Genomic DNA, 24,049 nt, shown 5'->3' with positions numbered 1-24,049 from the left:
CTTTCGTCACCAAGCTACGGTCGAGGAGACAAACCCCTTTATCGTCTGGCCTTCGGCGTTCGTAGCCGAGATATAAAACCAGTCTCCATTTTTCCCAAGGGCTTGTACCGTTGCTTGTTTGGCAAGTGAACCGTTTGCATTCCCTGTGGTAGAGGGAGTGGAGAAAACGTAGGCTTTTTCTACTTGAATCGTTATCGTTTTGGGTGTAATGGCTTCATACGTGGTCATGACCGTTTTCGGAATGTAACCGATGCGACCGTCCACAAAGTGATAGGTAACCCAGCCCTCTATACTGCCCTGATCCTGGGCAATAACACCATAATCCAGTTGTCCAATCACATAATCCTCATGCTGTACAGGTTGAATGTAGACCGTGGCTTTGTCGACAGCAATGATCGGTACGATTACAGGCGCAGGCTTGGCTGGCTGCTGTGGGCTCGGATCGGTCTGCTTGTTCGTCTGGGGAGTCGAAGTGCTTTTTGGCGTGCTGCTTCCACCATTATGGTAGTGGTATTCTCCATAGCGGAGCCCCCATTTTTCACAATTTGTGCGGCAGGTATGCCCACCGTTTGCATCGGTCCTGCCGGGATGAGCCCACGAAACGGGCAGTACAGAGAAAAGCATCACGAGAAATAGAAAGAAAATGATTCCCTTTTTCAAAAGATTCCCTCCTTTACTCTTTTCTCTATTATAGATGAATGGTGGGATGTTTTGGGAAGAATGATAGGAATACCCACTCTTTTTACGTTATGCTATACAATATCTGAGTTGAAAAAGGAGGATGAGGTAATGGAACAAACAGACGTGATTTGTCCCAAGTGCAAAAGCTCTCAATGGGGCAGAGGAAAACAGAGCGGCTATGCCTCCGTCGCTCCCATGGACAAAATTTTCTCCTTCAATTCCGCGTTGATTCATATCATCTGTACGGATTGCGGATACATTCTCGAAAGCTATGTGGAGCAGCCGGAGAAGTTTAAAAGAAAGGAAACATAGAAAGAATCGAGACTGGGTCTAATCAAATGGACGCTGTCAGCGATCGATGTTACGAGATTGTAATGACTCGGGAAAAAGAAGTACTCCTGTCCCCGTCGAAAACAAACGATGGAACAGGAGCAAAGGCAGCAAAAGTGTTGGTTGATGATCATCATTAGGAAGAGGTCATGATGCCTCCATTTACATGGAGAACCTGGCCGCTGACGAAGCTGGAGTCATCCGAGGCGAGATAGACATACGCGGGAGCCAGCTCAAAGGGTTGACCGGCCCGTTTCATCGGGGTTTTCAGTCCAAAGGTCGAGACGTATTCGGCAGAGTAACTGGAAGGGATCAGCGGGGTCCAGATCGGGCCGGGTGCCACTGCATTGACCCGGATGCCTTGACTCACCAGTGACAAAGAAAGGGAACGGGTAAAGGAAACGATTCCCCCTTTTGTAGAAGAGTAATCGATCAGATTTTTTGCGCCAGCATAGGCCGTGACGGAGGCCGTATTGATAATGCTGCTTCCCGAATCCATGTGGGGCAGTGCGGCCTTCGTCATATAAAAGAAGGAGAACAGATTGGTGCGAAACGTGTCTTCCAACTGTTCGTTCGAGATGTCCAGAATGCTGTCCTGGGGGAATTGAACACCGCAGTTGTTGACCAGGATATCCGGTGGGCCCAACCGTTCGAGGGTATGGTCCACCACCTCTGCAGAGGTTTCGGGATAACGAAGGTCGCCGGCAATCGCCAGACAGCGTCTCCCGAGTGCTTCCACGCGTTGTCTGGTTTCTTCGGCGTCCTCGTGCTCATACAAATAGACGATCACCACGTCAGCGCCCTCCTTGGCAAATGTGATGGAGACGGCTCGCCCGATTCCACTGTCTCCCCCTGTAATGATCGCCACTTTATCCTGTAATTTTCCGGAGCCCTGGTAGCTGGGGTTTTCCGAGATGGGACGGGGAACCATCAGGTATTCCAGCCCAGGCTGACGGTCTTGGTGCTGGGGAGGAAAGGTTATCGGCAGTATTTCACACTCGAAACGGCTTGAGTAATAGGGGTACATCGGGATCATTTGCATAACCTCCATGGGATGTTTACCCTGACAGCGTATTCCGCTTGAGCCCAAGAAGTGCGGGGATTCCCCGTGAGTTGAAGTCATCCTCTGAAACCATCGTTTCAGGAACATCCACTGACATGTGAACGAACACCCCCCTCCACCTCCGCTTTATGTTAAAGGACTTCTGGCTGATTACGTTAAATAACGCACAAAAAAAACGGAGCCGTTCCTACGCGAACGCCTCCGTTTTGCTGTCTATTTGTCATGTATTTCCCATCAAAAAAAGGAAAGCCGAAATTGCAATCACCGATCCCCTGTGATACAATGGGAGTTGATTGCACTCTTCTGTGATATTCAAAAACAATTTCCCAATAATATCTTATCACAGTAGAAGCGGTTTGTCAAACCCATCTCGCAAAAGAAAGAAACAGGGCGAAAGGAGAGGTATTATAGCATGGAAGACCGAGAAAGACAGGCAGAAGAGGAGCGCGTTCAGCGGGTCGTTGGTGAAATCTCTCGGCGCATCGAATTCCTGCAAAAGCATGTCAGTGATGTAAAAGAGGATATTGTGCAAATCCGCAGGAATTTCTGGGACGATGTAACCGTGAACTTTGAAGATGATATCGAGGCGGTTGAAACCTACGCCAGCATCAAGCAGCAGGCGGAGGTGCTCTCCGAGCGTGAACGGATACATCGACACGCGCAAAATCAGTTGAAAACGCTGATTCGCTTGCAAAAATCACCCTATTTCGGCCGTATCGACTTTCGTGAGGCAGGGGAACGAGGGGCTGAACAGATCTATCTCGGGATTGGCTCTTTTCTCGATGAGAAGGAAGAAGAGTTTCTTGTCTACGATTGGCGTGCTCCTGTCTCCAGCCTGTACTATGATTATTCGCCGGGTCCAGCCGAGTACGAGACACCGGCCGGCCTGATCCAGGGGACGATGGAGCTGAAGCGGCAATTCATCATTCGCGATGGCGAGCTGACGTCCATGTTTGATACGGGTGTGACGATTGGCGATGAGCTTTTGCAGGAAGTCCTTGGCAAGCAGGCAGATGGCCAGATGAAAAGCATCGTCGCCACGATCCAGAAAGAACAGAACCGGATTATCCGCAACGTGAAGAATCGGCTCCTGATCGTTCAAGGGGCAGCAGGCAGCGGCAAAACATCTGCGGCCTTGCAGCGCGTCGCCTATTTGCTGTACCGCTATCGGGGGACCTTGCAATCCGAGCAAATCGTGCTGTTTTCTCCCAACCCCATGTTCAACAGCTACATTTCCACAGTTCTGCCTGAGCTGGGAGAGGAGAACATGCAGCAGACGACCTTTCAAGAATATGTAGAACATCGGCTGGGCGAAGAATTTGCGGTGGAAGACCCGTTTGCCCAGATGGAGTATAGCTACACGGCGATGGAGGAGCCTGGATATGAAGCCAGGACGGCCGGTATCCGTTTTAAGGCGGACAGTCAATGGCTCAGAGTAATCGAGAACTACGTCGACGCTCTGCGCCAGAAAGGCATGTGCTTCCGTGATATCAAATTTCGCGGACGCATCCTGATTCCGGCAAGCGCGATCGAGGAGCGTTTCTATGGAATGGATTCTTCGCTGCGCATCCCCAATCGCCTGCGGCTGGTGGCAGAATGGCTGCTGGGAGAATTAAAGCGCCTCGCCCGCAAGGAAATTTCTCGCCCTTGGGTAGATGAAGCGATTGAACTCTTGGATTCGGATGAATATCAGCGGGCATACCAGCATCTTCGCAGAAAGAATCAGTTTACAGAGGAGACCTTTAACGATTTTGACCGTGAACGGGAGCTGCTGGCCGTGAAGGTGGTACAGGATCACTTCATCCCGCTCCGCAGGGAAGTGAAACAGCTCGGGTTTGTCGACCACCCGGCCTTGTACCGGAAATTGTTTGAGTCGCCGCAGAGCGTGCAGCCATATACGGAGAAGGGACAACTGCCTGACTTCTGGGAGGAGATCTGTGAACAGACGATCGAAAGCCTGGAAAAATCCGTTTTATCCTGGGAAGATGCGACGCCCTTTTTATATCTGAAGGAAAGAGTGGAAGGCTTTCAGACCAATACAGCGGTTCGCCATGTCTTTATCGACGAGGCGCAGGATTACTCCTCCTTTCAGTTCGCCTTTATCAAAAGCCTGTTTCCCCATGCCCGTCTGACGGTGCTCGGTGATATCAATCAGGCGATTTATGCCCATTCCTCCGAAAGCGAGGATTTTGCGGGGCTCTCTTCTCTCTACAAAGAGGAGGAGATGGAACGAATTATTCTCACCAGAAGCTACCGGTCTACGCGGCCGATCGTGGAATTTACCAGCGGGATGATTGCAGGAGGAGATCAGATTGAGCCGTTTAACCGGGATGGGAAAACCCCGACGGTGACCAAAGCTGCCGACATCGGCGACCTGGCAGAGCGAATCTCCGCACGAATCGGCGAGTTGAAGGCAGCGGGACATCGGACGATCGCGGTGATCTGCAAAACAGCGGAGGAGAGCCGGGAAGCGTATGCCTTATTGAAGGAACGGGTGCCTCTTCGCTTGATCGACAAAGAGACGATATCCTTTGAGAAAGGGATTCACATCATCCCTGCTTATTTGGCCAAAGGGGTCGAATTTGACGGCGTTATCCTCTACAATGCTTCTCGGGAGCAGTACGGCAGGGAGACGGAAAGAAAACTCTTTTACACGGCATGTACCCGAGCCATGCATGAGCTGTCGCTGTTTTATCTGAATGAAAAAAGTCCGTTTATAAGTGAACTTCCTGCTTCTGCTTATCGCGATGAGTAAGGGGAAAAGGGAAGCTGAACGAACAGAAGAAACAGAAAAACAAACAACTGGCGGCTGGCAATGAGATGAGGTGACAGAGATGAAAACACTGCCGATTGATGCCATACTGCCCGATCTGTGCAAAGAACTGCGGGAACAGACCAGCGCTGTGCTTGTCGCTGCGCCGGGGGCGGGCAAAACGACCCGTGTTCCGCTGGCGTTTCTGGAAGAGCCCTGGATAAAAGGGCGGCGGATTCTGATGCTGGAACCGCGTCGTCTGGCCGCGCGGATGGCTGCCCGCTATATGGCCGCTTCGCTGGGAGAACAGGTCGGCGAGACGGTGGGGTATCGGGTCAGGCTGGATACGCGGGTGGGTCCAAAAACGCGCATCGAGGTGATTACTGAGGGGATTTTGACGCGAATGCTGCAAACAGACCCGGCTCTGGAAGACGTCGGGCTGGTCATCTTTGATGAATTTCATGAGCGCAGTCTGCAGGCAGATTTGGGACTCGCACTCTGTTTGCAGGCTCGCGAGCTTTTGCGCGAGGATTTGCGGATTCTGGTGATGTCGGCCACATTGGAGGCGGAGCCGGTCGCTGCCCTTCTGCAAAACGCGCCGATTGTGAAAAGCGAGGGGCGCACCTTTCCAGTGGATACACATTATCTGTCCCGGCGATCGGAAGTGGCGGTTGAGCAACAGGTGGTGGCAACCATTCAGAAAGCCCTGCAGCAGGATGGCGGAGATATTCTGGCATTCCTGCCGGGGGCCGGGGAAATTCGCAGAGTCGAAGCAAGGCTGATAGAGATGGACATGGGGCAAAAACCGATCAGAATCGCACCGTTGTACGGCAATCTTTCTTCGCAGGAGCAGGACCGAGCTGTCGCCCCCTGCCAGCCCGGGGAACGAAAAGTGGTGCTGGCCACCTCGATTGCCGAAACCAGCCTGACGGTAGAAGGGGTAACGATCGTGATCGACAGCGGGTGGATGCGTGTTCCCCGTTTTTCCCCGCGCACCGGACTGACCCGGCTGGAGACAGTGCGTGTGGCCAAAGCCTCTGCGGACCAACGCCGGGGACGGGCCGGCCGACTGGCACCCGGCGTATGCTACCGCCTGTGGACGAAGGAAGAAGAACAACAGATGGAAGCAAGCCGGAGACCGGAGATCAGAGATACCGATCTGGCCGCATTGGCATTGGAGCTGGCGGTCTGGGGAGTAACTGATCCAGCCGAGCTTTCCTGGCTGGACCCGCTTCCTGCCGCCGCCTTTTCCCAGGCCAGAGGGCTCCTTGTATGGCTGGGAGCGCTGGATCAGCAGGGACAGGTGACAGCGCACGGGAAAAGAATGGCGGAGACCGGACTCTCACCCAGGTTGGCTCATATGATTCTGGTCGCGATCCCGCTCGGACTGGGAGGGCTCGCCTGTGAACTGGCCGCTGTCCTGAGTGAGCGCGATCTGTTTCGCGGCGTGCGGGCAGGCGAACATGCAGATGTGCGGTCACGGGTAGAGGCGATCCGCAAAGTGCAGCGGTCTGACGCTCAACCGTATGCGTATCATGAAGGAATTTCCCTGAATCTGCCGCTTTGCCGGACGATTTGGACAGAGGCGGCTCACTGGAAGAAGCAGTTTGGCATCAGAGCCGATGAAGGCGGGCGTGACGATATCCATGCCTGTGGGCTGCTGCTGGCCCATGCGTTTCCGGACAGAGTCGCACAGCGGCGAGAGAATGGTCGTTATTTGCTGCAAAGCGGCAGAGGGGCCTTGCTCGCCCATGTACAGGAGATCTCCAGCGCCCCTTATCTGGTGGCTGCCGAACTGGATGACCACGGCAGCGAGAGCGCGATATATCTGGCCGCTCCGGTGGAACTGGCGGATCTGGAATCCAGCTTTGCCGATCAGATCGAAGAAGAGAGTCGCGTATACTGGGAACCGGGTCAACAGACGGTGCGCGCCCTTCTGCGCAAGCGGTTTGGAGCCCTGGTTTTGCGAGAGGCACACCAGGCTGATCCCGATCCGGACGATCTGCTGGAAGCACTTTTGACCGGGATCGCGATCGAGGGACTGGAGCTGCTTCCGTGGACGAAGCAGGCACGACAGCTGCAGCAGCGGCTGGTCTTTTTGCACAGACAGGAACCGGATAACTGGCCGGATGCTTCAGAAGAAAATCTGCTTGCCAGCTTGGCGGAGTGGCTGGGGCCGCATCTCTATGGGATGAAAAGCGGTGCTGACCTGAAGCGTCTTTCCCTGCATGAGATTCTGCTCGGGCTGATCCCTTGGGAACGGAGAAGAGAGCTGGAGAAGGAGGCGCCTACTCATATCGAGGTACCGAGCGGCTCCCGCATTCCCGTGGATTACAGCGATCCGGAGTCGCCAATTCTATCGGTCCGGCTGCAGGAGATGTTCGGGCTGACAGAGACGCCGCGCATTTATCACGGCCGTGTGCCGCTGACGCTCCATCTGCTGTCGCCGGCTCATAGGCCCGTGCAGGTCACCCGGGATTTGACCAGCTTTTGGCAGCAGGCTTATTTTGATGTAAAGAAAGATTTGAAAGGGCGGTATCCGAAGCATTACTGGCCGGATGATCCCCTGCAGGCCATGCCGACCAATCGCACGCGGCCGCGCAGCTGATCGCTTTTTTGCGCCGGGACCGGAAAAATGCACTTCTACAAAGCAAAGGTTCCATGCCGCGCAAGCGATAGGACGGCAATATGGACTTGGCTGTATTCCATACAAAAGGGTGTCCCAGCGACTGCAATCGTCGGGGACACCCTTTTTTGGGGTTCCAAGAGCTGTATTACGGTTTGTAGCCAAATACCTGCGAAATTTCATTCATCATCTTCAACAGGTACTGGCTCATGATGTCATCAATGCTTTTCGGGATCGCGTCGTCAAATCCGACGACGACGATGGCTCCCAACAGCCGTTTTTCAAAATTGAAGATCGGCAGTCCGATGGAGGAGATGGTCGGCACGAGCGGTTCGTTGGCAAAGGAGATCTGATGCTCGCGAACAAAGGCGAGATTGGACGCCAGCTGCTCTTTTTGCACTTCACTCAACTTGGCCAGCTGTTCCTTTTTCCACTCTGCCATCACCAGCTCCTCCTGGAAAGCAGCGTATACTTTTCCGGCAGACGAGGTGATGGGCAAAAACGTACCGATCTGCGCCCCGATGTTGAGACCTGGCTGGCTGTTGATCAGTTTGACCACGACCGGTCCGTTGTGTGTCCACATGGTCAAAAGTACCGTGTTTTTGCAGATGCGGTTGATTTCTTGCAGGTAAGGAGTAACCCGCTCAATCGTGTCGCCCTGGTTGACGGCCTTCATGCCGTATTCGATCAGTTTGCTTCCCAGGGAGTACAGACCGTTTTCTTTATCCCGATGGAGCATGCCGACTTGTGTGAGCGTGTTTAGATACTTATACAGGTTGCTCTTGGTGATTTGGCTCAGCTCGTGAATCTCGTTGAATTTCAACGGCTTTTCGTGAGAGGCGACCAATTCGAGAATATCACAACCAATTTGCAACGATTGAATGGTAGTGCTTGATTTTGGTGTGGTCATTCAAGACAACCTTTCCTGATTTCACTACAGATAAGTATAAAGGAAGATCATAGCTCCATCCAACTTTTCTTGCAGTGAAGCATGATGAAGTCTGCCCCTGTTACTGTCCGCCCATTCTTGGAATCCACATTACGAGATCTGGGAGATACGTGACCAACAGCAATGTGATCAAGGAAGCGAGCAGATAGGGCCAGATCGCTTTCAGCAGTTGTTCCAGCTTGACATTCGCAATCGATGAGGCGATGAACAACCCTGCGCCTACTGGAGGGGTCAGCAGTCCGATCGTCAGGTTCAGGCAGATGATGACGCCAAAGTGAATCGGATCGATTCCGAATTGCGGCAGTATAGGCGTAAAGATCGGCACCAGGATAATCAGGGCGGCAATCCCGTCGAACGCCATTCCCACCAGCAGCAGAAATAGATTAACCAGGAGCAGGAACATAAAGGGGCTGCTCGTCAGTTGAACCATTGATTCAGCGATCAGTTGCGGGATGCGTTCAAAGGCGAGTACCCAGCCAAACAGATTGGCCATGGCGACGAGCAGCGTGACCGTAGCCGTCGTAATCGCCGTGTTCAGAATAATTCCGGGAATTTGCTTGAAGCTCAGCTCCCGGTAAAAGAAAAATCCGACGATCAAGGCGATGAGGTTGGCAATCGCAGCCGATTCGGTGGGAGTGAAAACACCGCTCAGTATGCCCCAGATCATAATTCCGGGCACCAAGAGGGCAGGCAGCACCCTAACTGTAGCGTTCAGCCTATCCTTTGCCGACATTTTCTCTGATTTTGGCAGAGATTGCCGATAGCCGATGATCGCGATCAAAACGATAAAAGACAGTCCCAGAATCAGTCCGGGGACGATCCCTGCCAGAAACATCTTTCCGATAGAAGCCCCGGAGCCGACGCTGTAGATGATGAACATCATGCTGGGCGGGATGATGGGGCCAAGAAGACCGGCAGCCGCCGTCGTCGCTGCCGCGAATTCCCGTTTGTACCCTTCCTTTTCCATGGAGGGAACCATGACGCGGGACATCATCGCGATTTGCGCGGTAGCCGACCCGATAATGGCGGCCAGGAACATGTTGGCAACCACGTTCACATAGGTCAAGCCACCGCGAAAATGACCGACGAACCCCTTGGCAAACTGGACCAGCCGCGTTGTAATCCCGCCAGAATTCATCAGCTCACCGGCCAGCATAAACAGGGGAATGGCAAGCAGGCCGTAGCTTTCCAAACCGGAGTAGAGCCGTTGTGGCGCTGTCGTCAAAAGGGTGAGATTTCCGCCCATCAGGATGTAGGAAATACTGGTGATGCCAAGCACGAGCGAGATGGGTACGCGGATCAGGATGAGCGCGATAAAAATAAGCAAAGCAACTGCCACAGTATTACTCCCCCTTTTCCCGCCAGTCAAACAAGCTGTCAGCAAACTTGCTCAACGTGTGAAATGTCAAACAAAAGAAGCCAAAAGGTACGCTCAGGTACGGGTAGAGCATGGGGATTTGCAAAGTGCTGGACTTCTGAACCCCGATCGAGGGCGATGTCACCCAGATACAGGAGTAGATCAGGAAAAACAGGCAGAAGACAAATACAATGCCCCATCCGATGGCAAAGACGATTTGCTGCGGACGCTTTTTCAAAAAGTCGGTAATAATCGTGACGGACGCGGCCTGATCCAATTTAATGCCCATGCTCCCCCCGACAAACGTGATCCAGACGAGGGCGAAAATCGCAACCTCGTCGGACCAGATCAGAGGAGAGTTGAACAGATACCGGAAAGCCACTCCGGACACCAGGGCGCCGAGCATGACAAAGACCAGAACGGCGGCGCAAACTTTCTCGATTTGGAATATGGTGTCACTGACTTTTCTCAGGATCTTCACGAGCTACACCTCTTATTTTTTGTTTTCGTCGATGAACGCTTTAATCAGAGGGTTATTGCTGTATTTTGCGTACACCTGATCACGCACGGTGTTGAAGGTATCTTTGTTGGAAAGCTCGGTGATCGTGACTCCTTTGGTTTTCAGCTCCTCCAACGTACTCTTTTCACGGGCAATCGATTCCTGGTTGCCCCACTCCAGCGCGGCTTCAATCGATTCATTTACGATTTTTTGATCCTCTGGCGACAGCTTGTCAAAGGCAGCCTTGCTGGTCACAAATACGCCGGGGAAGGAGGTCAAATTGGCCAGTGTCAGGTTTTTGGCGATTTCGTAGTATTTCTCCGTATTCAGCGCATCCAGGTCGATCTCGATTCCGTCGATCACGCCGCTTTGCAGCGAGGTGTAGACCTCAGGCAATGGCATTGGAGTTGGGCCAGCCCCGACCGCCGTCCAGAAATCCTGTACCGCAGGGCTTCCCAGGATGCGAATTTTCTTGCCCTTCAAATCCTCTGGAGAGGTAACCGGTGTGTCTTTGGTCAGGATGTGACGGTTGCCTGCGAAGACGACGCCGTTTGCCTGAAGTCCCTGACTGCTTAGCTCGTCCAGAATTTTTGCAGCCGATTCGGTTTTGCGAGCTTTGGTGGCTTCCTCGATATTTTCAAACAGGAATGGCATGAACCAGGCGTTGAAGGCTTCCGATCGAGTGCTCAGATATCCGTTCGTGATAATCCCGAAATCGAGGGAACCGGTTTCGAGCTGCTGGACCATGTCCTTTTCGGCGCCGAACTGGCCGGCAGGGAAGAGATCGACTTTCATCCGCCCATTGGAGCGGACTTCCAGCTCTTCGCTGAATTTCTCCGCCGTCTTGTGCCAGATATGGCTTGTCTGCGTAATATGCGTCAGGCGGAATTTGTAGCTTTGACCGCCGCTGCCATCTCCTGCAGATTGTGTGGAGCCGCCGGCGCTCCCGCCATTATTGCCACAACCGGCGAGGACGAGCGACAGGCTCAGGATGCTTGCCAATGTAAAAGAAAGTGTTTTTTTCATCAGAGTAGACCCCCTCAACTTTTCTTTGCTTCTCGTATGGATGTTTGTTTTCGAAGTAGTGCGAATTGCCAGATACATAGGAACGAAAGAATTAGGCCCGTTTTCCATGGACGAGCGAAGCATCGCCCAAGCAATTTGCCCGGGAATCCCCTCCTCTCAAAATGGTGCTCTCGAAATGCCGGGTGAACGAACAACCAGCAGAAAGCGCTGTCAAAAGATTTAAATTGGGGTTTATTGGTGAATTAAGTTCTCTATATCACAATTTAGTTATACTCAGGCCTTCGACAGATGTCAACAAAAATTGTCACATAAATTTCGACTATTCAAAAGCATTTTTCTGTTACAATCCGCGCCAATCCTGGATAAAATCGCATTTCAATTGATTAAGTTTAAAAAATTATCAGACAGATGATTGACAAAAGGGAGGCTTTTGATCTTCAATTAATCATGTATAGGGAACTTAATTCTCTATTTGTGGAATTGGTTCAGTTTGTGGAAGAGGAGGAGGGGAGAGTCGGTGAAGAAGTTTCTCGTATTCATTGAACGGAAGTCAGACTTTTCGGGAACGTCAATCCCGGATCACCGCAGTTATCTGCAAGAACTGCGGGAAGGGGGCAGCCTGGTTTCTGCAGGCGGATTTCCGGATCAGACAGGGGGAGCCTACGTGCTTCAGGCAGAGACACTGGAAGAAGCCGCTGCCATTGTCCATCAGGACCCGATGTATCTGGAAGGTCAGTGTCTTTATCAAATAAAAGAATGGAATGTTCAGTAAGCGATTTCATTTTGTATGGCGACTCAGATGATGACGCAGATGATGACATGAAAGGGAGAAGATCTCATGAAACTGGTTAGCTTCACCTACCAAGGAAACACCCGTATCGGCAGTGTGCACGATGATCAGGTGATCGATTTGAATCTCGGGTATGTCGCGATGCTGGAGGCAGCGGGCGAGCTGAGAGCGAAGCAAATTGCGGAAGCCTTTATCCCGGCAGAGATGGTTGGATTTCTGCAGGGCGGAGAAAAAAGTCTGGCTCTGGCCAGAGAAGTGATCGACTATGTGAGCAAAAATGATGTCCCGTCTTCCTATCGAATCGTTCATCCGCTCTCCGAGGTAAAGCTGGAGGCACCTGTTCTCAAACCGGGGAAGATGATTTGCGTCGGGCACAACTATCGTGAGCACATCCTGGAAATGGGACGCGAGCTGCCGTCTGTCCCTGTTGTTTTTGCCAAATTCGCCAATACGATTATCGGACCTGAGGATGATATCCCGTTCTTTCCTATTTCGGAACAGCTTGATTACGAAGCAGAATTTACTTTTGTGATCGGCAAGCGGGCGCGCAATGTCTCTCAGAAAGATGCGCTTGACTATGTGGCCGGTTATACGATCACCAATGACGTCACCTATCGCGATATTCAGCGCAGAACCATCCAGTGGCTGCAGGGCAAGACGGTCGAGGGAAGCGCGCCGATGGGGCCGTGGCTGGTCACCCGTGAAGAGATTCAGGACCCGGCTGGATTGGAGGTCGTCCTGACGGTAAACGGAGAAGAGCGCCAGCGTTCCAACACGAGCAATCTGGTCTTCACCGTGCAATATCTCGTGGAATTCCTCTCCCAACTGGTGACGCTGGAGCCGGGCGACGTGGTTCTGACAGGTACACCGGGAGGAGTAGGCGTGGCTCGCGATCCTCAAGTGTTCCTGAAAGACGGCGATGTTGTCCGCATTGAAATCGACCGCATCGGCGCTTTGGAAAACCGGGTACGGAAGGCGGGGGAGCAGGGATGAACATGAACAGTGTGATTTCAAACCTTCAGGCATCTGTCGATGAGATGCTGCAGCTTGTGGATGGATTGTCGGAAGATTTGCTCAGGTGGAAACCTTCTGAAGAAAAGTGGTCCATCATCGAAGTACTGTGCCACGTGGAAGAAGCGATTCCCTACTGGCTGAGGGAGTTGCACGCTGCGATACAGTCTCCGGGCAGTGAGTGGGGACGCGGCTTGCAGCATGAGGGGCGTCTTGCCGCGGTAGCACAGGCAGGGCAGCGCAGTCTGTCCGAAGCAGTCGCTGGTGTCTGTCAGCTGAAGGAAGAGATGAGCAAGCAGCTTGCCTCGGTGCAAATGAGCGACTTGCAGAAGGAAGCGCCCAGCCGCAATCCGCGCTTTGGAACGAAGCCGCTGCAATTTATCGTGGACCATCTCTTGGTTGAGCATCTCCAGACGCATGTGGAGCAGATCAAGCGGAACCTGCGTCAATACGCGGAAGCCGGATTATCAAACACTCACTAAATAAACGGAGGGATTCTCATGGCTGAAAAAAATGACCATTTCCAAAGCCAAATCGTTCAAGACTTTAACAAGGAAATCGCCAAATACCACCTCGGACCCCTGTGGCATGCCATCCCCGAGCTGATGAATAAAACGCCTAAATCACAAGCGCTCCCCTATCTTTGGAAATGGGAGACGCTGCATGCCAAGCTGATGGAAGCCCGCGAGATTTTCACACCGGATCGGGGCGGAGAGAGACGGGCGATTTACCTGCAAAATCCCGGTTTGAAAAATCGCGAGCCCTGGGGCTGGGCCTCCACGACGCAAACGCTGTACGCTGCGGTCCAGTTGATTTTGCCCGGTGAAACAGCTCCTTCGCACCGCCATACACAAAGTGCCCTGCGCTTTATCACCAACGGTAACGGCGCTTACTCCATCGTCCAGGGGGAACGCATCTATATGGAAGAGGGAGATTTCCTGATCACGCCAAAAGGTCTTTGGCACGGTCACGCCCACCCGGGGGATGAGCCGATGATCTGGATGGACTGCCTCGACATCCCGACAATCTATGCGATTGGCGGAACCTTTTTTGAAAATTACCCGGAGAAAATTGAGCAGCCGCAGGTGCCAGACAATTTTTCTTCACAGCGGTATGCGGGCGGCATGGTTCGCCCGATTTCCGACCGGTACCCGAAGGTCGCTCCGCTCGGCTCGTACAAATGGGGACAGACCTTGTCAGCTTTGGAAGGTCTAAGCAAATTTGAGCCCGATCCGTTCGATGGGTACGCGGTTGAATACATCAACCCGTCTAACGGGCAGACGGCCAATCCGACCATTGCCGCCTGGATGCAAAAGCTGCCCAAAGGCTTCCACTCCAAAGCGCATCGTCATACCAGCTCTACGATCTATCAGGTGTACAAAGGCTCCGGCTACACGGTGATCGATGGGGTGCGCTTTGACTGGTCCCAGGGAGATTACTTCGTGGTGCCAAACTGGGCGATGCATGAGCATGTCGCATCGGAAGATTCGTATCTGTTCTCCGTCAGCGACCTTCCGATTATGGAAAGGTTCGACGTACAGCGTGAAGAAGCGCTGGATACGCATCAGGGGCATCAGGAGATTGTCTCCGAGTTCAAGCCGCTGCTTCCTTAAAGACTGCGAAGATGAGGTGCAAAAGGTTATGACAAATGGTATGAAGGTTCCCTTTTTGATCGTCGGCGGCGGCATCGGCGGGCTGGCGACTGCGCTGAGAGTGGCGAAAACGGGACGCACTGTGCATGTACTGGAGCAGGCCAGGGAATTTGGCGAGATCGGTGCCGGTATTCAGCTTGCCCCCAATGCGACGGCTGTTCTCGACCAGCTCGGTGTGTTGGATACGATTCGCGAATTTGCCGTGTTTCCCAAGCGTCTGGTGCTGATGGATGCGCTCAGCGGAAAAGAGCTGTGTGCGCTTGATCTGGGGGAAGCTTTTCAAAAGTATTACGGCTATCCCTATATTGTGCTGCATCGGTCTGATTTGCACAGAGTGCTGCTGGAGGCTTGCATGGCTCATGAAAATATTACTCTGCTGAATGATCAGGTCGTCGAGTCTGTTTGGCCGCTGGAGAAGCATGCACGGGTGGTCTGCCAGAGTGGTGACGAGTATCTGGCGGATGCCGTCATCGGAGCGGATGGCCTGTGGTCAAAGACGAGAAAACTGTTCAGTGATGACACACCGGTCTGCTCACAATACGTGGCGTATCGGGGCACGATCCCGATGGCAGAGGTGACGCCGCATGCGAAGCTGGACGATGATGATGTGATTATGTGGATAGGACCCAATCTGCATCTGGTCCAGTATCCGGTGCGTCGCAAAGAGCTGTACAACCAGGTTGTGGTGTTTAAAAGCTTCCGCTACAAGGAAGACTCTGACGACTGGGGGACGCCGGAGGAGCTTGACGAGCATTTCGGCAGCTGCTGTGCGCCGGTTCGTCATGCTGTGACGTATATCCAACGTCAGCGCCGCTGGCCGATGTACGACCGAGAGCCGATAGCCAACTGGACGTCCGGACGTGTGGCGCTGCTGGGTGATGCGGCCCATCCAATGCTGCAGTACCTGGCCCAAGGCGGTTGCCAGGCGCTGGAGGATGCCGCCTGCCTGGGGGAAATGCTGGAGGCGCATGGCGAGGATGTGGAGACTGCCTTCACTGCCTATCAGAAGGATAGAATCCCGCGCGCGACCAAGGTACAGCGCAATGCTCGCGTCTGGGGAGAGATCATCCATGCCGAAGACCCGATTACGATACTGCTTCGCAATACGATCATGGAGCAGCTCAATCCGCGTGATCTCAGTTATGTAGACTGGCTGTACAGCCGACGTTATCACTAAAAAATCAGGAAAAGAGTACTTCTCAAAAAAACGGGAAAAGGAGCTTTTTCCCTACGGAAATCTAGGAAAATCGCTCCTTTCTTCCTGCTTATTTTTTCCTAATTCTGAGCCCGAATCCCATTTTTTATTGCCAAAACAAAAGACGACACTTTTCGATATTGAAATTACATAGTACAATCTGTAGTAAGCGAACTTGGGGAGTTCGTAACTTGCAGCAGCGGCTCGAAACTGTGCAGGAGAGCCGCTCTACTTTTTTCTAGCTGGAGATGGTAGGTACTATTGCCTATCGTTTCGGGAAAAGAACAACAATGCCTGGCTGGTGCCGGGCTTTTTTTTATGCTCTGATCTTCCTCTGACATAACCTCCTTATGCTTAAAAAGAAATCACATGCATGGGAGGAAGCACAATGAAAGATCCGCGAATCACAAAGATGGCTGAAAACCTGATTTCGTACAGTCTGGATGTACAGGCCGGGGAAAATGTTTGCATTGCCTTGCATGGAGAAGGCGAACCGCTGGCAATCGAGCTGGTCAGGAAATTATACGAGCGCGGAGCACATCCGTACGTCAAAATTTTTCAGCCCAGGCTGCAACGGGAATGGCTGAGGGGACTGACAGAAGAGCAGATTGTCCAGCATTTCCGCTTTGAGCAAGAGATGTGGTATGGCATGCACGCCTATATCGGCATACACGGCATGACCAATGACGCGGAGCTCAGCGATGTTCCCGTGGAAAAGCAGCGCCTGTATGGGCAGGCATTTGAACAGATCGCGCATTATATCGACAACAAGACCAAAGGAATACGCATCCATTACCCGACCGCATCCTTTGCGCAAAAGGCAAATATGTCGACAGAAGCCTTTGAAGACTTTTACTACCAGGTATGCTCGCTTGACTACCGCAAGCTGGAGGAAGCGTGTCAGCCGTTATACGAGTGGATGGATCGGACAGACAAGGTGCACATCATCGGTCCGGGTACGGATCTCGTCTTCTCCATTCGGGGAGTCGAGACACAGATTGCCGCCGGCAAGCGCAACATCCCGGATGGAGAGGTGTATACGGCACCGGTTCGACACTCGATCAACGGGAGGATCTCCTATAATGTACCCAGCCAGTACAAAGGCACTTCCTTTGAGAGAATCAGCTTTACCATTCAAGAGGGCAAGATCGTAGAAACAGCAGCCAACGATACATTCAAGCTGAACGAAATCCTGGACACGGACGAAGGAGCCCGTTATATCGGAGAGTTTGCGATTGGCGTCAATCCGTACATCCTCCATCCGATGAATGATATCCTCTTCGATGAAAAAATCGCCGGCAGTTTTCATCTGACTCCCGGCCGTGCCTATGAACACGCAGACAACGGCAACCGCAGTCTGATCCATTGGGACCTGATTTCCATCCAGCGGGCCGATTATGGCGGGGGAGAGATTTGGTTTGACGATGTGTTGATCAGGAAGGACGGCTTGTTTGTACCAGAAGCACTCCAAGAATTAAATCCCATAAAATGGTAACCGATACAAAAAACCTCCCGCCCTTTCGGATGTTACGATTCCGAAAGAGGGGAGGTTCTTTTCTGTGAAAGAGTCCCGGGGAAAAAACGGCCGGCAATCAATGCGTCAATCAATTGTTCGAGCGATAAAGAAATGGTCAAGCCCGGATCGGGTATGGTGACCAGGAATAAACCCGTTTGGTGCTTGAAATGGAGTGAACCCGACGGATGAAGGGAATAGACAAGGACATCCTGATCCGTCCGTGTCCCGATTTTGCTAATCTCTCTGAGCGTATAAAAAAGCTCTCCCCAAACCGGCAAATACGGCTTCTTGCGATGGCGGATCAGGGTGTCAACCACCTGTTTCTGTAGGTCGACGAGCAAATCCTGCTGTGTGGTGAAAACATCGAGATACATGCGTCGCACGAGCTCCTTTGTTGTGAAGATGGAGCCCGAAATCCGCTCCAATCTCTGCCAGATGGTATCGTCCTAAATAGTGTAAGAGAATCCCTGGAAACTTTCAAGCTCTCCGGGCAGGTTTGTATTTGACTGCTATTCCCGATTCGATTAGGATAAGTGCGAATAGAAATTGAGGTGACAGGATGACACATACGAAAACAAAAATACTGGTGAGCGGTGTGGGAGGGGACCAACTGCTGGCATTGCGGCTCGTCCTGCAGTCGTCCTCGGCCGAACTGAGCGGAATCACTGTTCGCGGTGATGATCACCAGGCAGCGCAGCAGGCTGCCCAGCTTCTGGAGACATACGGTGTAGCGGCATTGCCGATAGCGACAGGAGAGAAAAAAGCATTGTTGTCTGCACAAAGATTGGAACTCACCGACCCAAAAGCCGGCATAACTGCATCCGAATTGATCGTTTCCCAAGCAAATCAGCATACGGGCAAGCTGCATCTGGTAGTGCTCGGCCCGCTGACGGACCTCGTTAAAGCACTGGCCATCGACCCTGATTTGCCGCATAAATTGGCGGGTGTGATTGTGATGGGGGGAGCGATCCGTGTTCCGGGAGATGTCACAGCCGTGGCAGAAGCAAATATCTACAGCGACCCGGAAGCCGCCGCGTTCGTATTGGCTTCGGAATTGCCGCTGACCTTAGTTCCTTTGGATGTGACACAAAAGGTCGCGCTTCCCATGGGACAGGACTACGTAGAAGGGCTGGACGCATGTACGGCGGTGCTGGCCGTGATCGAACCGGAGACACTCCAAAAGACAAAGATGAAGCTTACGGTCGATTGCCAGAGCGTGCTTTCACGGGGAGCAGTGCTGGCTGATCTGCGGGCGATCCCGCGCATCGGCTCCGATGTTGAAGTGTGCGTCGATGTAGATGGACAGCGCGTTGTCCAGCATATCCGAGAAGTTTTGGAAGCGGGAGGAGTACAATGAAAAAAGTGATCATAGACGTCGACACCGGCATTGATGATGCCTTGGCTCTCTCCTATGCCGTCCATTCCCCGGCCCTGGAGGTATTGGGAGTAACGACAACCTTTGGCAATATCGCTGTCGAGGAGGCGACCCGCAATACCCTGCAAATCCTGGAGCTTCTGGGTGCCAGTCAGATTCCGGTATATCCCGGGGCAAGCAGGCCGCTTTTTCGCGAGTTGAAGGAAAAAGCCAAGCTGTTCCACGGCGAAAACGGTTTGGGCAATATTGAGCTGGACAGACCGCAAACGGCGGCGAAAGACGTGCGCGCATCTTCTTTCATGATCGCTCAGGCTAAACAGCATCCAGGTGAGGTGACGATCATCACCGTGGGCAGCCTGACCAATCTGGCTGCTGCGATCATGGCTGAGCCAAAGCTTGTTGACCTTGTAGAGCGCGTGGTCGTTATGGGGGGAGCGGTGACAGTGCCGGGAAATCGGACCCCCGTAGCTGAAGCTAATATCTGTGCCGCCCCCGAGGCTGCCTCTCTGGTCTTTCAATCCGGAATCCCTGTCACGCTGGTAGGGCTGGATGTTACGATGCAGACATTGTTGACCCGGGAACATCTCCAGGCCTGGAGAGAGCTGGGTACCCATGTCAGCCGTTCGTTTGCAGATATGTGCGAGTTTTACATGAACGCCTACGCCCAGGTAGGCAACGTCAAGGGCTGTGCCCTGCATGATCCGCTGGCTGTTGGAGTTGTCATCGATCCGACCTTCGTGAAGGCCACGCCAATGCATGTCGCGGTGGATACCTCTGGTGGTCCGTCCGATGCTCGGACGATTGGCGATCGACGGAAGCAGCCTGCCGCAGCTCCCAATGTGGAGGTCTGCCTTGAGGTCGACCAGGAGCGCTTTGTCACGCATTTTCTTCAGCATGTGTTTTCCAGACAAAAATAGAAAAGGGTTTTGTGCATGGATATAAATAGAGAGACAGTCAATAAAAGAGGTGAGAGGATGCTCAAAGAATTTAAAGAGTTTGCATTAAAGGGGAATGTCATTGATCTGGCTGTCGGGGTTGTCATCGGCGGCGCTTTCGGCAAAATCGTAACGTCTCTGGTCAATGACATCATCATGCCGACCGTCGGCCTGCTGCTTGGCAAAATCGATTTTACCAATCTGTATATCAATCTGGGCGACAAGGTCTACCCGACGTTGGCCGCAGCCAAGGAGGATGGGGCTGCCACGATCAATTACGGATTGTTTATCAATACCGTAATCGACTTTTTAATTATTGCTTTCGCAATCTTTATTGCCGTCAAACAGGTGAATCGTTTTCGGAAAAAGAATGAGCCGGAAAAGGCGCCAGCTACGACAAAGGAATGTCCGTACTGCATCTCGGCCATTCCGCTCAAAGCGACACGCTGTCCACAGTGCACTTCGCCGCTTATCGAGGGAGAAGCTGTCGGGGCAAAAGCGTAAATTCGCTCGTGGCGCGATACGCATATAGCAGACATGAAAAAGAAATCGGCACTTCTCTTTACGAAGAGAGGGCCGGTTTTTTTCTTTTCCGCTGCTTTCGCCAAGCCAGATATTCCGAACGAAGGCGTTTAATCCGGTGATAGTAGATTTTCGTGGGAAGATCGGCAAAAGGACCATAGCCAGGAAAGTCAAAATTGACTTCGATCAGGACAAGCTTGCCGGTTTTGTCGATGGCCCAGTCAATCCCGATCAGGGAAGAATGCTTGTATTTGTTAAAGTGGTCGCAGATGAGATAACTCATTTTAATCAACTCACGCATGAGCTTCGCTCTCCGCTCCGGCTTGACACTGCGGGATTGAGCAATCGCTCTCTGAACGGTAATCACTTTTCCGCCCCCGGCCACATTGGTGACTACGCTATTTTTTGCCGCCACCTTAGCCAGCATGCCAGCGTATTGCCACTTGCCTGAACCATTACGCATCATCATCACGCGGATGTCAAAGGGCCTGCCTTTTACCTTCGAAAGGGGAATTCCCTTTTGAATAATGTGCTGCTTTTCCCCGATTTTTTGTTGTAGCTTCTGTCTCAACCGTGACAGTGTAGGGACGGAAACGGTTTGGCCGCGTTGTTTGACAAAAGAGTAGCCGCGATGAGTTTTCCATACCTTGATAATGCCCCGGCCCATATGCTCCCGACTGGGTTTGATAAAGACGGTATGGTATCGGTGCAGATAAGTTCCCAGAAGAGTTGGCCGATAAAGGGCGGTAGGAGGCATATAACCTTTGATGACGGGATGTTTGGCGAAAAAGCGGTGCAGACTCCATTTTGAAGAAGGTATCAAGCAGAAGCCCTCCATTCATGCTTAGTTCTCCTGATAGAATATACAGCAGCCGAGAAAACTCCACACTTATTTTAACGCTCAGCTTTCCGGGGCTTGGCAATCACTCTCCTTAAATTGCGATGACGGTGACCATTTTGTCCGGTATGATGTTTGGAGATGCTATACGCGATATTCTTGTACCGCGCCATCGCGGCAAGCAACGGAGGGACGGCGGTGAGTCAGGTAGAGCTTGCTACAATACTGAAAAAAAGCCTAAAGGAAAGCCTGGAAGCAGGGATCAGCCAGGGGGTTTTTCCGGGCGGGATTTCCATGCTGATTCAGGATGGTAAGTCGGCCGTCACGGTTGCGGCGGGGACTCTGTCAGCAGCCGAAGACACGGGACTTGCCCTGGAGCTTCAGGAGAGAGTTGATGAGACAACCATTTATGATATGGCCTCCTTGACCAAAGTCATGGTGACGCTTCCGCTTTTGCTGCTCAGTGTGCAAGAGGGAAGGCTATCCTTGACAGATTCAATTTCTCAACATCTGCCGGAGCTGGAAACGGGTACGGACTTAGCCGTGAAACGAAAGATTACACTGCTTCACCTGCTTACCCATACCGCCGGACTTCCTGCCTGGCGCCCATATTTTCTCCATGACAGCGGGTGCGAGGCGTATATTCGACGGATCGCCCAGGAAGCGATGATCGGCATACCCGGCAAGCAGGTCGTGTACAGTGACCTGGGCTTCATACTCCTGGGCTTTATCCTGGAACGGGTTTGGGATGAACCTTTGGACGAGCTGGCCCGAAGACTTATTTTTCAGCCGAGCGGAATGAGCAGCACCTGTTATCTGCCCCTGGTGCATCCGGAGCTGGAGAAGAAGCGAATTGCCCCCATGGAAAAGGGCGACGGCTTTGAGCTGAATCTGGCGATGCAGCAGGTTGTTTCCGAGGAAGCACTGGGCTTGCCCACTGCACAGGCACTGTCGGAGCGGATCGCTTCCTTTCACTGGAGGACCGGGATCATTCATGGCATCGTACATGACTGCAACGCCTATCACGGGCTGGCTGGGATCAGCGGTCATGCCGGCCTGTTTTCTACCTGTCCAGATACCGAGCGATACATGCGTATCTGGACCTCCGCAGAAGCGCCTGTCCGGATTGATCCGCTGCTGCAGAGGTTGGCTTGCCGCTGCCAGACAGGTGGACTTGCGCCGATGCGGGCACTTGGCTGGGAAGCAGCGGCGACAGGCGGCAATCTGGAGCAGTTGAGCGTCGGCTGCACGGGAGGAGATTGTCTCTCGGAGCATGCCTTTGGCCATACGGGCTTTACCGGTACGTCCATTTGGCGGGACCCGTTCAGAAGGGCTACGCTGATCACGTTAACCAATCGCGTTCATCCAACGGTGAGCCGGATGATGGGTACTTGGCGGCGATCCCATCATAATCGTCTGTTTTCTTTGATCACGCCTGTCGCAAAAACGCGTGGAAGATGAGGGGACAGAAAAAATCATGTACAGGTCGTCGAAAACAAGATGGATGGAAAAAATCAATTTGGAAGAAACCAGTTGACTGGTATCGGGAAGCTCAAGTAATATCCTTCTCAATGGGTATGGCCGTTTTACTTGCGGGCAGGGTGCCGTTCCTCGGTACTGTGCACTAGATTGGAGAGAGAAAATGAGTAAACAAACCGTGTTGGTTGCACTTGGGGGAAATGCGATTTTGCAACCAAAGCAGGAAGCAAATTTTCAAAATCAGTATGAGAATGTAAAAACAAGCTGTCAGTTTCTCGCCAAGTTGGTACATAACGGATACAACATCGTGGTAACTCATGGAAACGGACCCCAGGTAGGAACGATTTTGCGCCAAAATGAAGAAGCGAGCCACGTTGTGCCCGCCATGCCGCTGGACGTGTGCAGTGCAGAAAGCCAAGGCTTTATCGCCTACATGATGCAGCAAGCTCTGCATAATGAACTGAACCGTATCGGCAGCCCCAAACATGTGGTGAGCGTGGTCACCCGAACAGAAGTGTCGGCAGACGACCCTGCCTTTGCCAATCCGGACAAACCAATCGGCGTCTTCTACAGTGAAGAAGAGGCGAAAAAACTAAGTGCAGAGAAAGGCTGGACCGTGGCAGAGGATGCCGGACGTGGCTGGCGCCGTGTTGTGCCATCGCCAACGCCGCTAAGCATCGTGGAATCCGCATCCATCGTCGATCTGATCAACGGCGGTCATATTGTGATATCCTGCGGCGGCGGCGGCATCCCGGTCGTGAAAAAAGCGGATGGCAGCTATCAAGGCGTAGAAGCCGTCGTCGACAAGGATCGCAGCGGTTGCAAACTGGCAGAGCAAATTCAGGCGGACATTTTTGTTATTCTGACAGATGTTGAGCATGTATACATCAACTACGGCAAAGAAAATCAAAAAGCGCTGACAAACGTCACGTTGGAAGAACTGGAAGGCTATATCGCGGAAGGGCAGTTCAGCGCTGGAAGCATGGGGCCGAAGATCGAGGCGGCATACAAATTTGCCAAGCAAGGTGGCACTGCCATCATCTGCGCACTGAACAAGGCAGATCTGGCGCTCGAAGGAAAGAGCGGTACCCGAATTACACAATAGGAGTTTTAAACAGCAAGGGAGAAAGGCGGGGGAATCCTGTCTTTCTTTTCTTTTTTTACACATAGGCGTAGCAACGCAGCTGTAGTGAGAAAAATCATGTTTCCCTGCGTGCGACTGTGAAGCCCAGCTCAGCGGAGCAGCGGGTGGAAGGAAAAAGGGACGCAACCCTGATTCGCTTCGGAGCGACACGGCTTTTGCGGCCCCCTGCCACCCGCTGTGGAGCGGACAGTGAATCTTCCATGCAGGGCGGAGTACGGAGCTTAGCAGGGAAACATGATTCTTCTCACCACGGCCTCGATATACGGTAGGAGAAAAAAGAAATAACCAAAAAATAGCAATCAAAAAAAG

At 52.6% G+C, this 24,049-nt stretch carries 22 protein-coding genes; 14 read left to right on the top strand and 8 right to left on the bottom strand.

Going from position 1 to position 24,049, the window contains the following annotated elements; translation table 11 throughout:
• Positions 1–6: 6 nt before the first annotated feature.
• On the bottom strand, positions 7–660 hold the full coding sequence (locus tag NDK47_RS19605; RefSeq protein ID WP_407653319.1) for a YHYH domain-containing protein: 654 nt from the start codon (positions 658–660) through the stop codon (positions 7–9).
• 129 nt (positions 661–789) lie between these two features.
• Here NDK47_RS19605 and NDK47_RS19600 point away from each other — a divergent pair, with 129 nt between their 5' ends.
• Entirely contained in the window at positions 790–993 is a 204-nt protein-coding gene (locus tag NDK47_RS19600; RefSeq protein ID WP_251871459.1) for a transcription initiation factor TFIIIB, read from the top strand.
• Between the two features lie 154 nt (positions 994–1,147).
• Here the strand turns inward: NDK47_RS19600 and NDK47_RS19595 are convergent, their stop codons facing one another.
• The gene (locus NDK47_RS19595; RefSeq protein ID WP_251871458.1) at positions 1,148–2,047 is read right to left on the bottom strand and encodes an SDR family oxidoreductase; all 900 of its coding nucleotides are present in this window, start codon (positions 2,045–2,047) and stop codon (positions 1,148–1,150) included.
• A 439-nt stretch (positions 2,048–2,486) separates the two neighbouring features.
• On the opposite strand from NDK47_RS19595, the gene helD reads away from it, so the two are divergent.
• Together helD and hrpB are read left to right on the top strand one after the other, a co-directional pair.
• On the top strand, positions 2,487–4,829 hold the full coding sequence (gene helD / locus NDK47_RS19590; RefSeq protein WP_251871457.1) for an RNA polymerase recycling motor HelD: 2,343 nt from the start codon (positions 2,487–2,489) through the stop codon (positions 4,827–4,829).
• Positions 4,830–4,908: 79 nt separating this feature from the next.
• On the top strand, positions 4,909–7,434 hold the full coding sequence (gene hrpB / locus NDK47_RS19585) for an ATP-dependent helicase HrpB (RefSeq protein ID WP_251871456.1): 2,526 nt from the start codon (positions 4,909–4,911) through the stop codon (positions 7,432–7,434).
• Positions 7,435–7,600: 166 nt separating this feature from the next.
• Here hrpB and NDK47_RS19580 read toward each other — a convergent pair whose 3' ends face one another.
• From NDK47_RS19580 to NDK47_RS19565, 4 genes are all read right to left on the bottom strand, one after another.
• Positions 7,601–8,362, bottom strand: a complete 762-nt coding sequence (locus tag NDK47_RS19580; protein ID WP_251871455.1) for an IclR family transcriptional regulator — start codon at positions 8,360–8,362, stop codon at positions 7,601–7,603.
• A 100-nt stretch (positions 8,363–8,462) separates the two neighbouring features.
• Positions 8,463–9,740, bottom strand: a complete 1,278-nt coding sequence (locus NDK47_RS19575) for a TRAP transporter large permease (RefSeq protein WP_251871454.1) — start codon at positions 9,738–9,740, stop codon at positions 8,463–8,465.
• Positions 9,741–9,744: 4 nt separating this feature from the next.
• On the bottom strand, positions 9,745–10,239 hold the full coding sequence (locus tag NDK47_RS19570; RefSeq protein ID WP_251871453.1) for a TRAP transporter small permease: 495 nt from the start codon (positions 10,237–10,239) through the stop codon (positions 9,745–9,747).
• 12 nt (positions 10,240–10,251) lie between these two features.
• Positions 10,252–11,283 carry a TRAP transporter substrate-binding protein gene (locus tag NDK47_RS19565; protein ID WP_251871452.1) on the bottom strand — a complete coding sequence of 344 codons (1,032 nt, stop codon included), beginning with the start codon at positions 11,281–11,283 and terminating at the stop codon, positions 10,252–10,254.
• A gap of 517 nt (positions 11,284–11,800) precedes the next feature.
• Here NDK47_RS19565 and NDK47_RS19560 point away from each other — a divergent pair.
• The 6 genes from NDK47_RS19560 to NDK47_RS19535 all read left to right on the top strand — a co-directional run bounded on the left by NDK47_RS19560 (position 11,801) and on the right by NDK47_RS19535 (position 17,426).
• Positions 11,801–12,055 (top strand): YciI family protein, encoded by a 255-nt coding sequence (locus NDK47_RS19560; protein ID WP_251871451.1) that lies wholly within the window; start codon positions 11,801–11,803, stop codon positions 12,053–12,055.
• Positions 12,056–12,121: 66 nt separating this feature from the next.
• Entirely contained in the window at positions 12,122–13,066 is a 945-nt protein-coding gene (locus tag NDK47_RS19555) for a fumarylacetoacetate hydrolase family protein (protein WP_251871450.1), read from the top strand.
• A gap of 2 nt (positions 13,067–13,068) precedes the next feature.
• Positions 13,069–13,566: a DinB family protein gene (locus NDK47_RS19550; RefSeq protein WP_251871449.1), complete on the top strand. Its 498-nt coding sequence runs from the start codon at positions 13,069–13,071 to the stop codon at positions 13,564–13,566.
• A gap of 18 nt (positions 13,567–13,584) precedes the next feature.
• Entirely contained in the window at positions 13,585–14,697 is a 1,113-nt protein-coding gene (locus tag NDK47_RS19545; protein ID WP_251871448.1) for a cupin domain-containing protein, read from the top strand.
• 28 nt (positions 14,698–14,725) lie between these two features.
• Positions 14,726–15,913, top strand: coding sequence for an FAD-dependent monooxygenase (locus tag NDK47_RS19540; protein ID WP_251871447.1), 1,188 nt, complete (start codon positions 14,726–14,728; stop codon positions 15,911–15,913).
• A 406-nt stretch (positions 15,914–16,319) separates the two neighbouring features.
• A complete protein-coding gene (locus tag NDK47_RS19535; RefSeq protein ID WP_251871446.1) occupies positions 16,320–17,426 on the top strand; it encodes an aminopeptidase in 1,107 nt (368 codons plus the stop codon).
• Positions 17,427–17,458: 32 nt separating this feature from the next.
• Here the strand turns inward: NDK47_RS19535 and NDK47_RS19530 are convergent, their stop codons facing one another.
• Entirely contained in the window at positions 17,459–17,821 is a 363-nt protein-coding gene (locus tag NDK47_RS19530) for a hypothetical protein (protein ID WP_251871445.1), read from the bottom strand.
• A 185-nt stretch (positions 17,822–18,006) separates the two neighbouring features.
• Here NDK47_RS19530 and NDK47_RS19525 point away from each other — a divergent pair, with 185 nt between their 5' ends.
• The 3 genes from NDK47_RS19525 to mscL are packed head-to-tail and all read left to right on the top strand — an operon-like array spanning position 18,007 to position 20,261.
• Complete coding sequence (locus NDK47_RS19525; protein WP_251871444.1) at positions 18,007–18,804, top strand: nucleoside hydrolase; 798 nt, start codon at positions 18,007–18,009, stop codon at positions 18,802–18,804.
• Positions 18,801–19,739, top strand: a complete 939-nt coding sequence (locus NDK47_RS19520) for a nucleoside hydrolase (protein ID WP_251871443.1) — start codon at positions 18,801–18,803, stop codon at positions 19,737–19,739. The genes NDK47_RS19525 and NDK47_RS19520 overlap by 4 nt, the downstream gene beginning before the upstream one ends.
• Positions 19,740–19,796: 57 nt before the next feature.
• The gene (gene mscL / locus NDK47_RS19515) at positions 19,797–20,261 is read left to right on the top strand and encodes a large conductance mechanosensitive channel protein MscL (RefSeq protein WP_251871442.1); all 465 of its coding nucleotides are present in this window, start codon (positions 19,797–19,799) and stop codon (positions 20,259–20,261) included.
• A 58-nt stretch (positions 20,262–20,319) separates the two neighbouring features.
• On the opposite strand, the gene NDK47_RS19510 is transcribed toward mscL, so the two are convergent.
• Positions 20,320–21,102 carry a YheC/YheD family protein gene (locus NDK47_RS19510; protein ID WP_251871441.1) on the bottom strand — a complete coding sequence of 261 codons (783 nt, stop codon included), beginning with the start codon at positions 21,100–21,102 and terminating at the stop codon, positions 20,320–20,322.
• 156 nt (positions 21,103–21,258) lie between these two features.
• Between NDK47_RS19510 and NDK47_RS19505 the strand changes: the two genes are divergently transcribed.
• Both NDK47_RS19505 and arcC read left to right on the top strand, forming a co-directional pair.
• Positions 21,259–22,578 carry a serine hydrolase domain-containing protein gene (locus NDK47_RS19505; RefSeq protein ID WP_251871440.1) on the top strand — a complete coding sequence of 440 codons (1,320 nt, stop codon included), beginning with the start codon at positions 21,259–21,261 and terminating at the stop codon, positions 22,576–22,578.
• Positions 22,579–22,759: 181 nt separating this feature from the next.
• The gene (gene arcC / locus NDK47_RS19500; RefSeq protein WP_251871439.1) at positions 22,760–23,701 is read left to right on the top strand and encodes a carbamate kinase; all 942 of its coding nucleotides are present in this window, start codon (positions 22,760–22,762) and stop codon (positions 23,699–23,701) included.
• Positions 23,702–24,049: the final 348 nt, after the last annotated feature.

Source organism: Brevibacillus ruminantium, from assembly GCF_023746555.1.
Taxonomy (GTDB): domain Bacteria; phylum Bacillota; class Bacilli; order Brevibacillales; family Brevibacillaceae; genus Brevibacillus; species Brevibacillus ruminantium.
The sequence above is the reverse complement of the archived record's forward strand: the minus strand, read 5'-3'. Positions and strand labels throughout refer to the sequence as shown.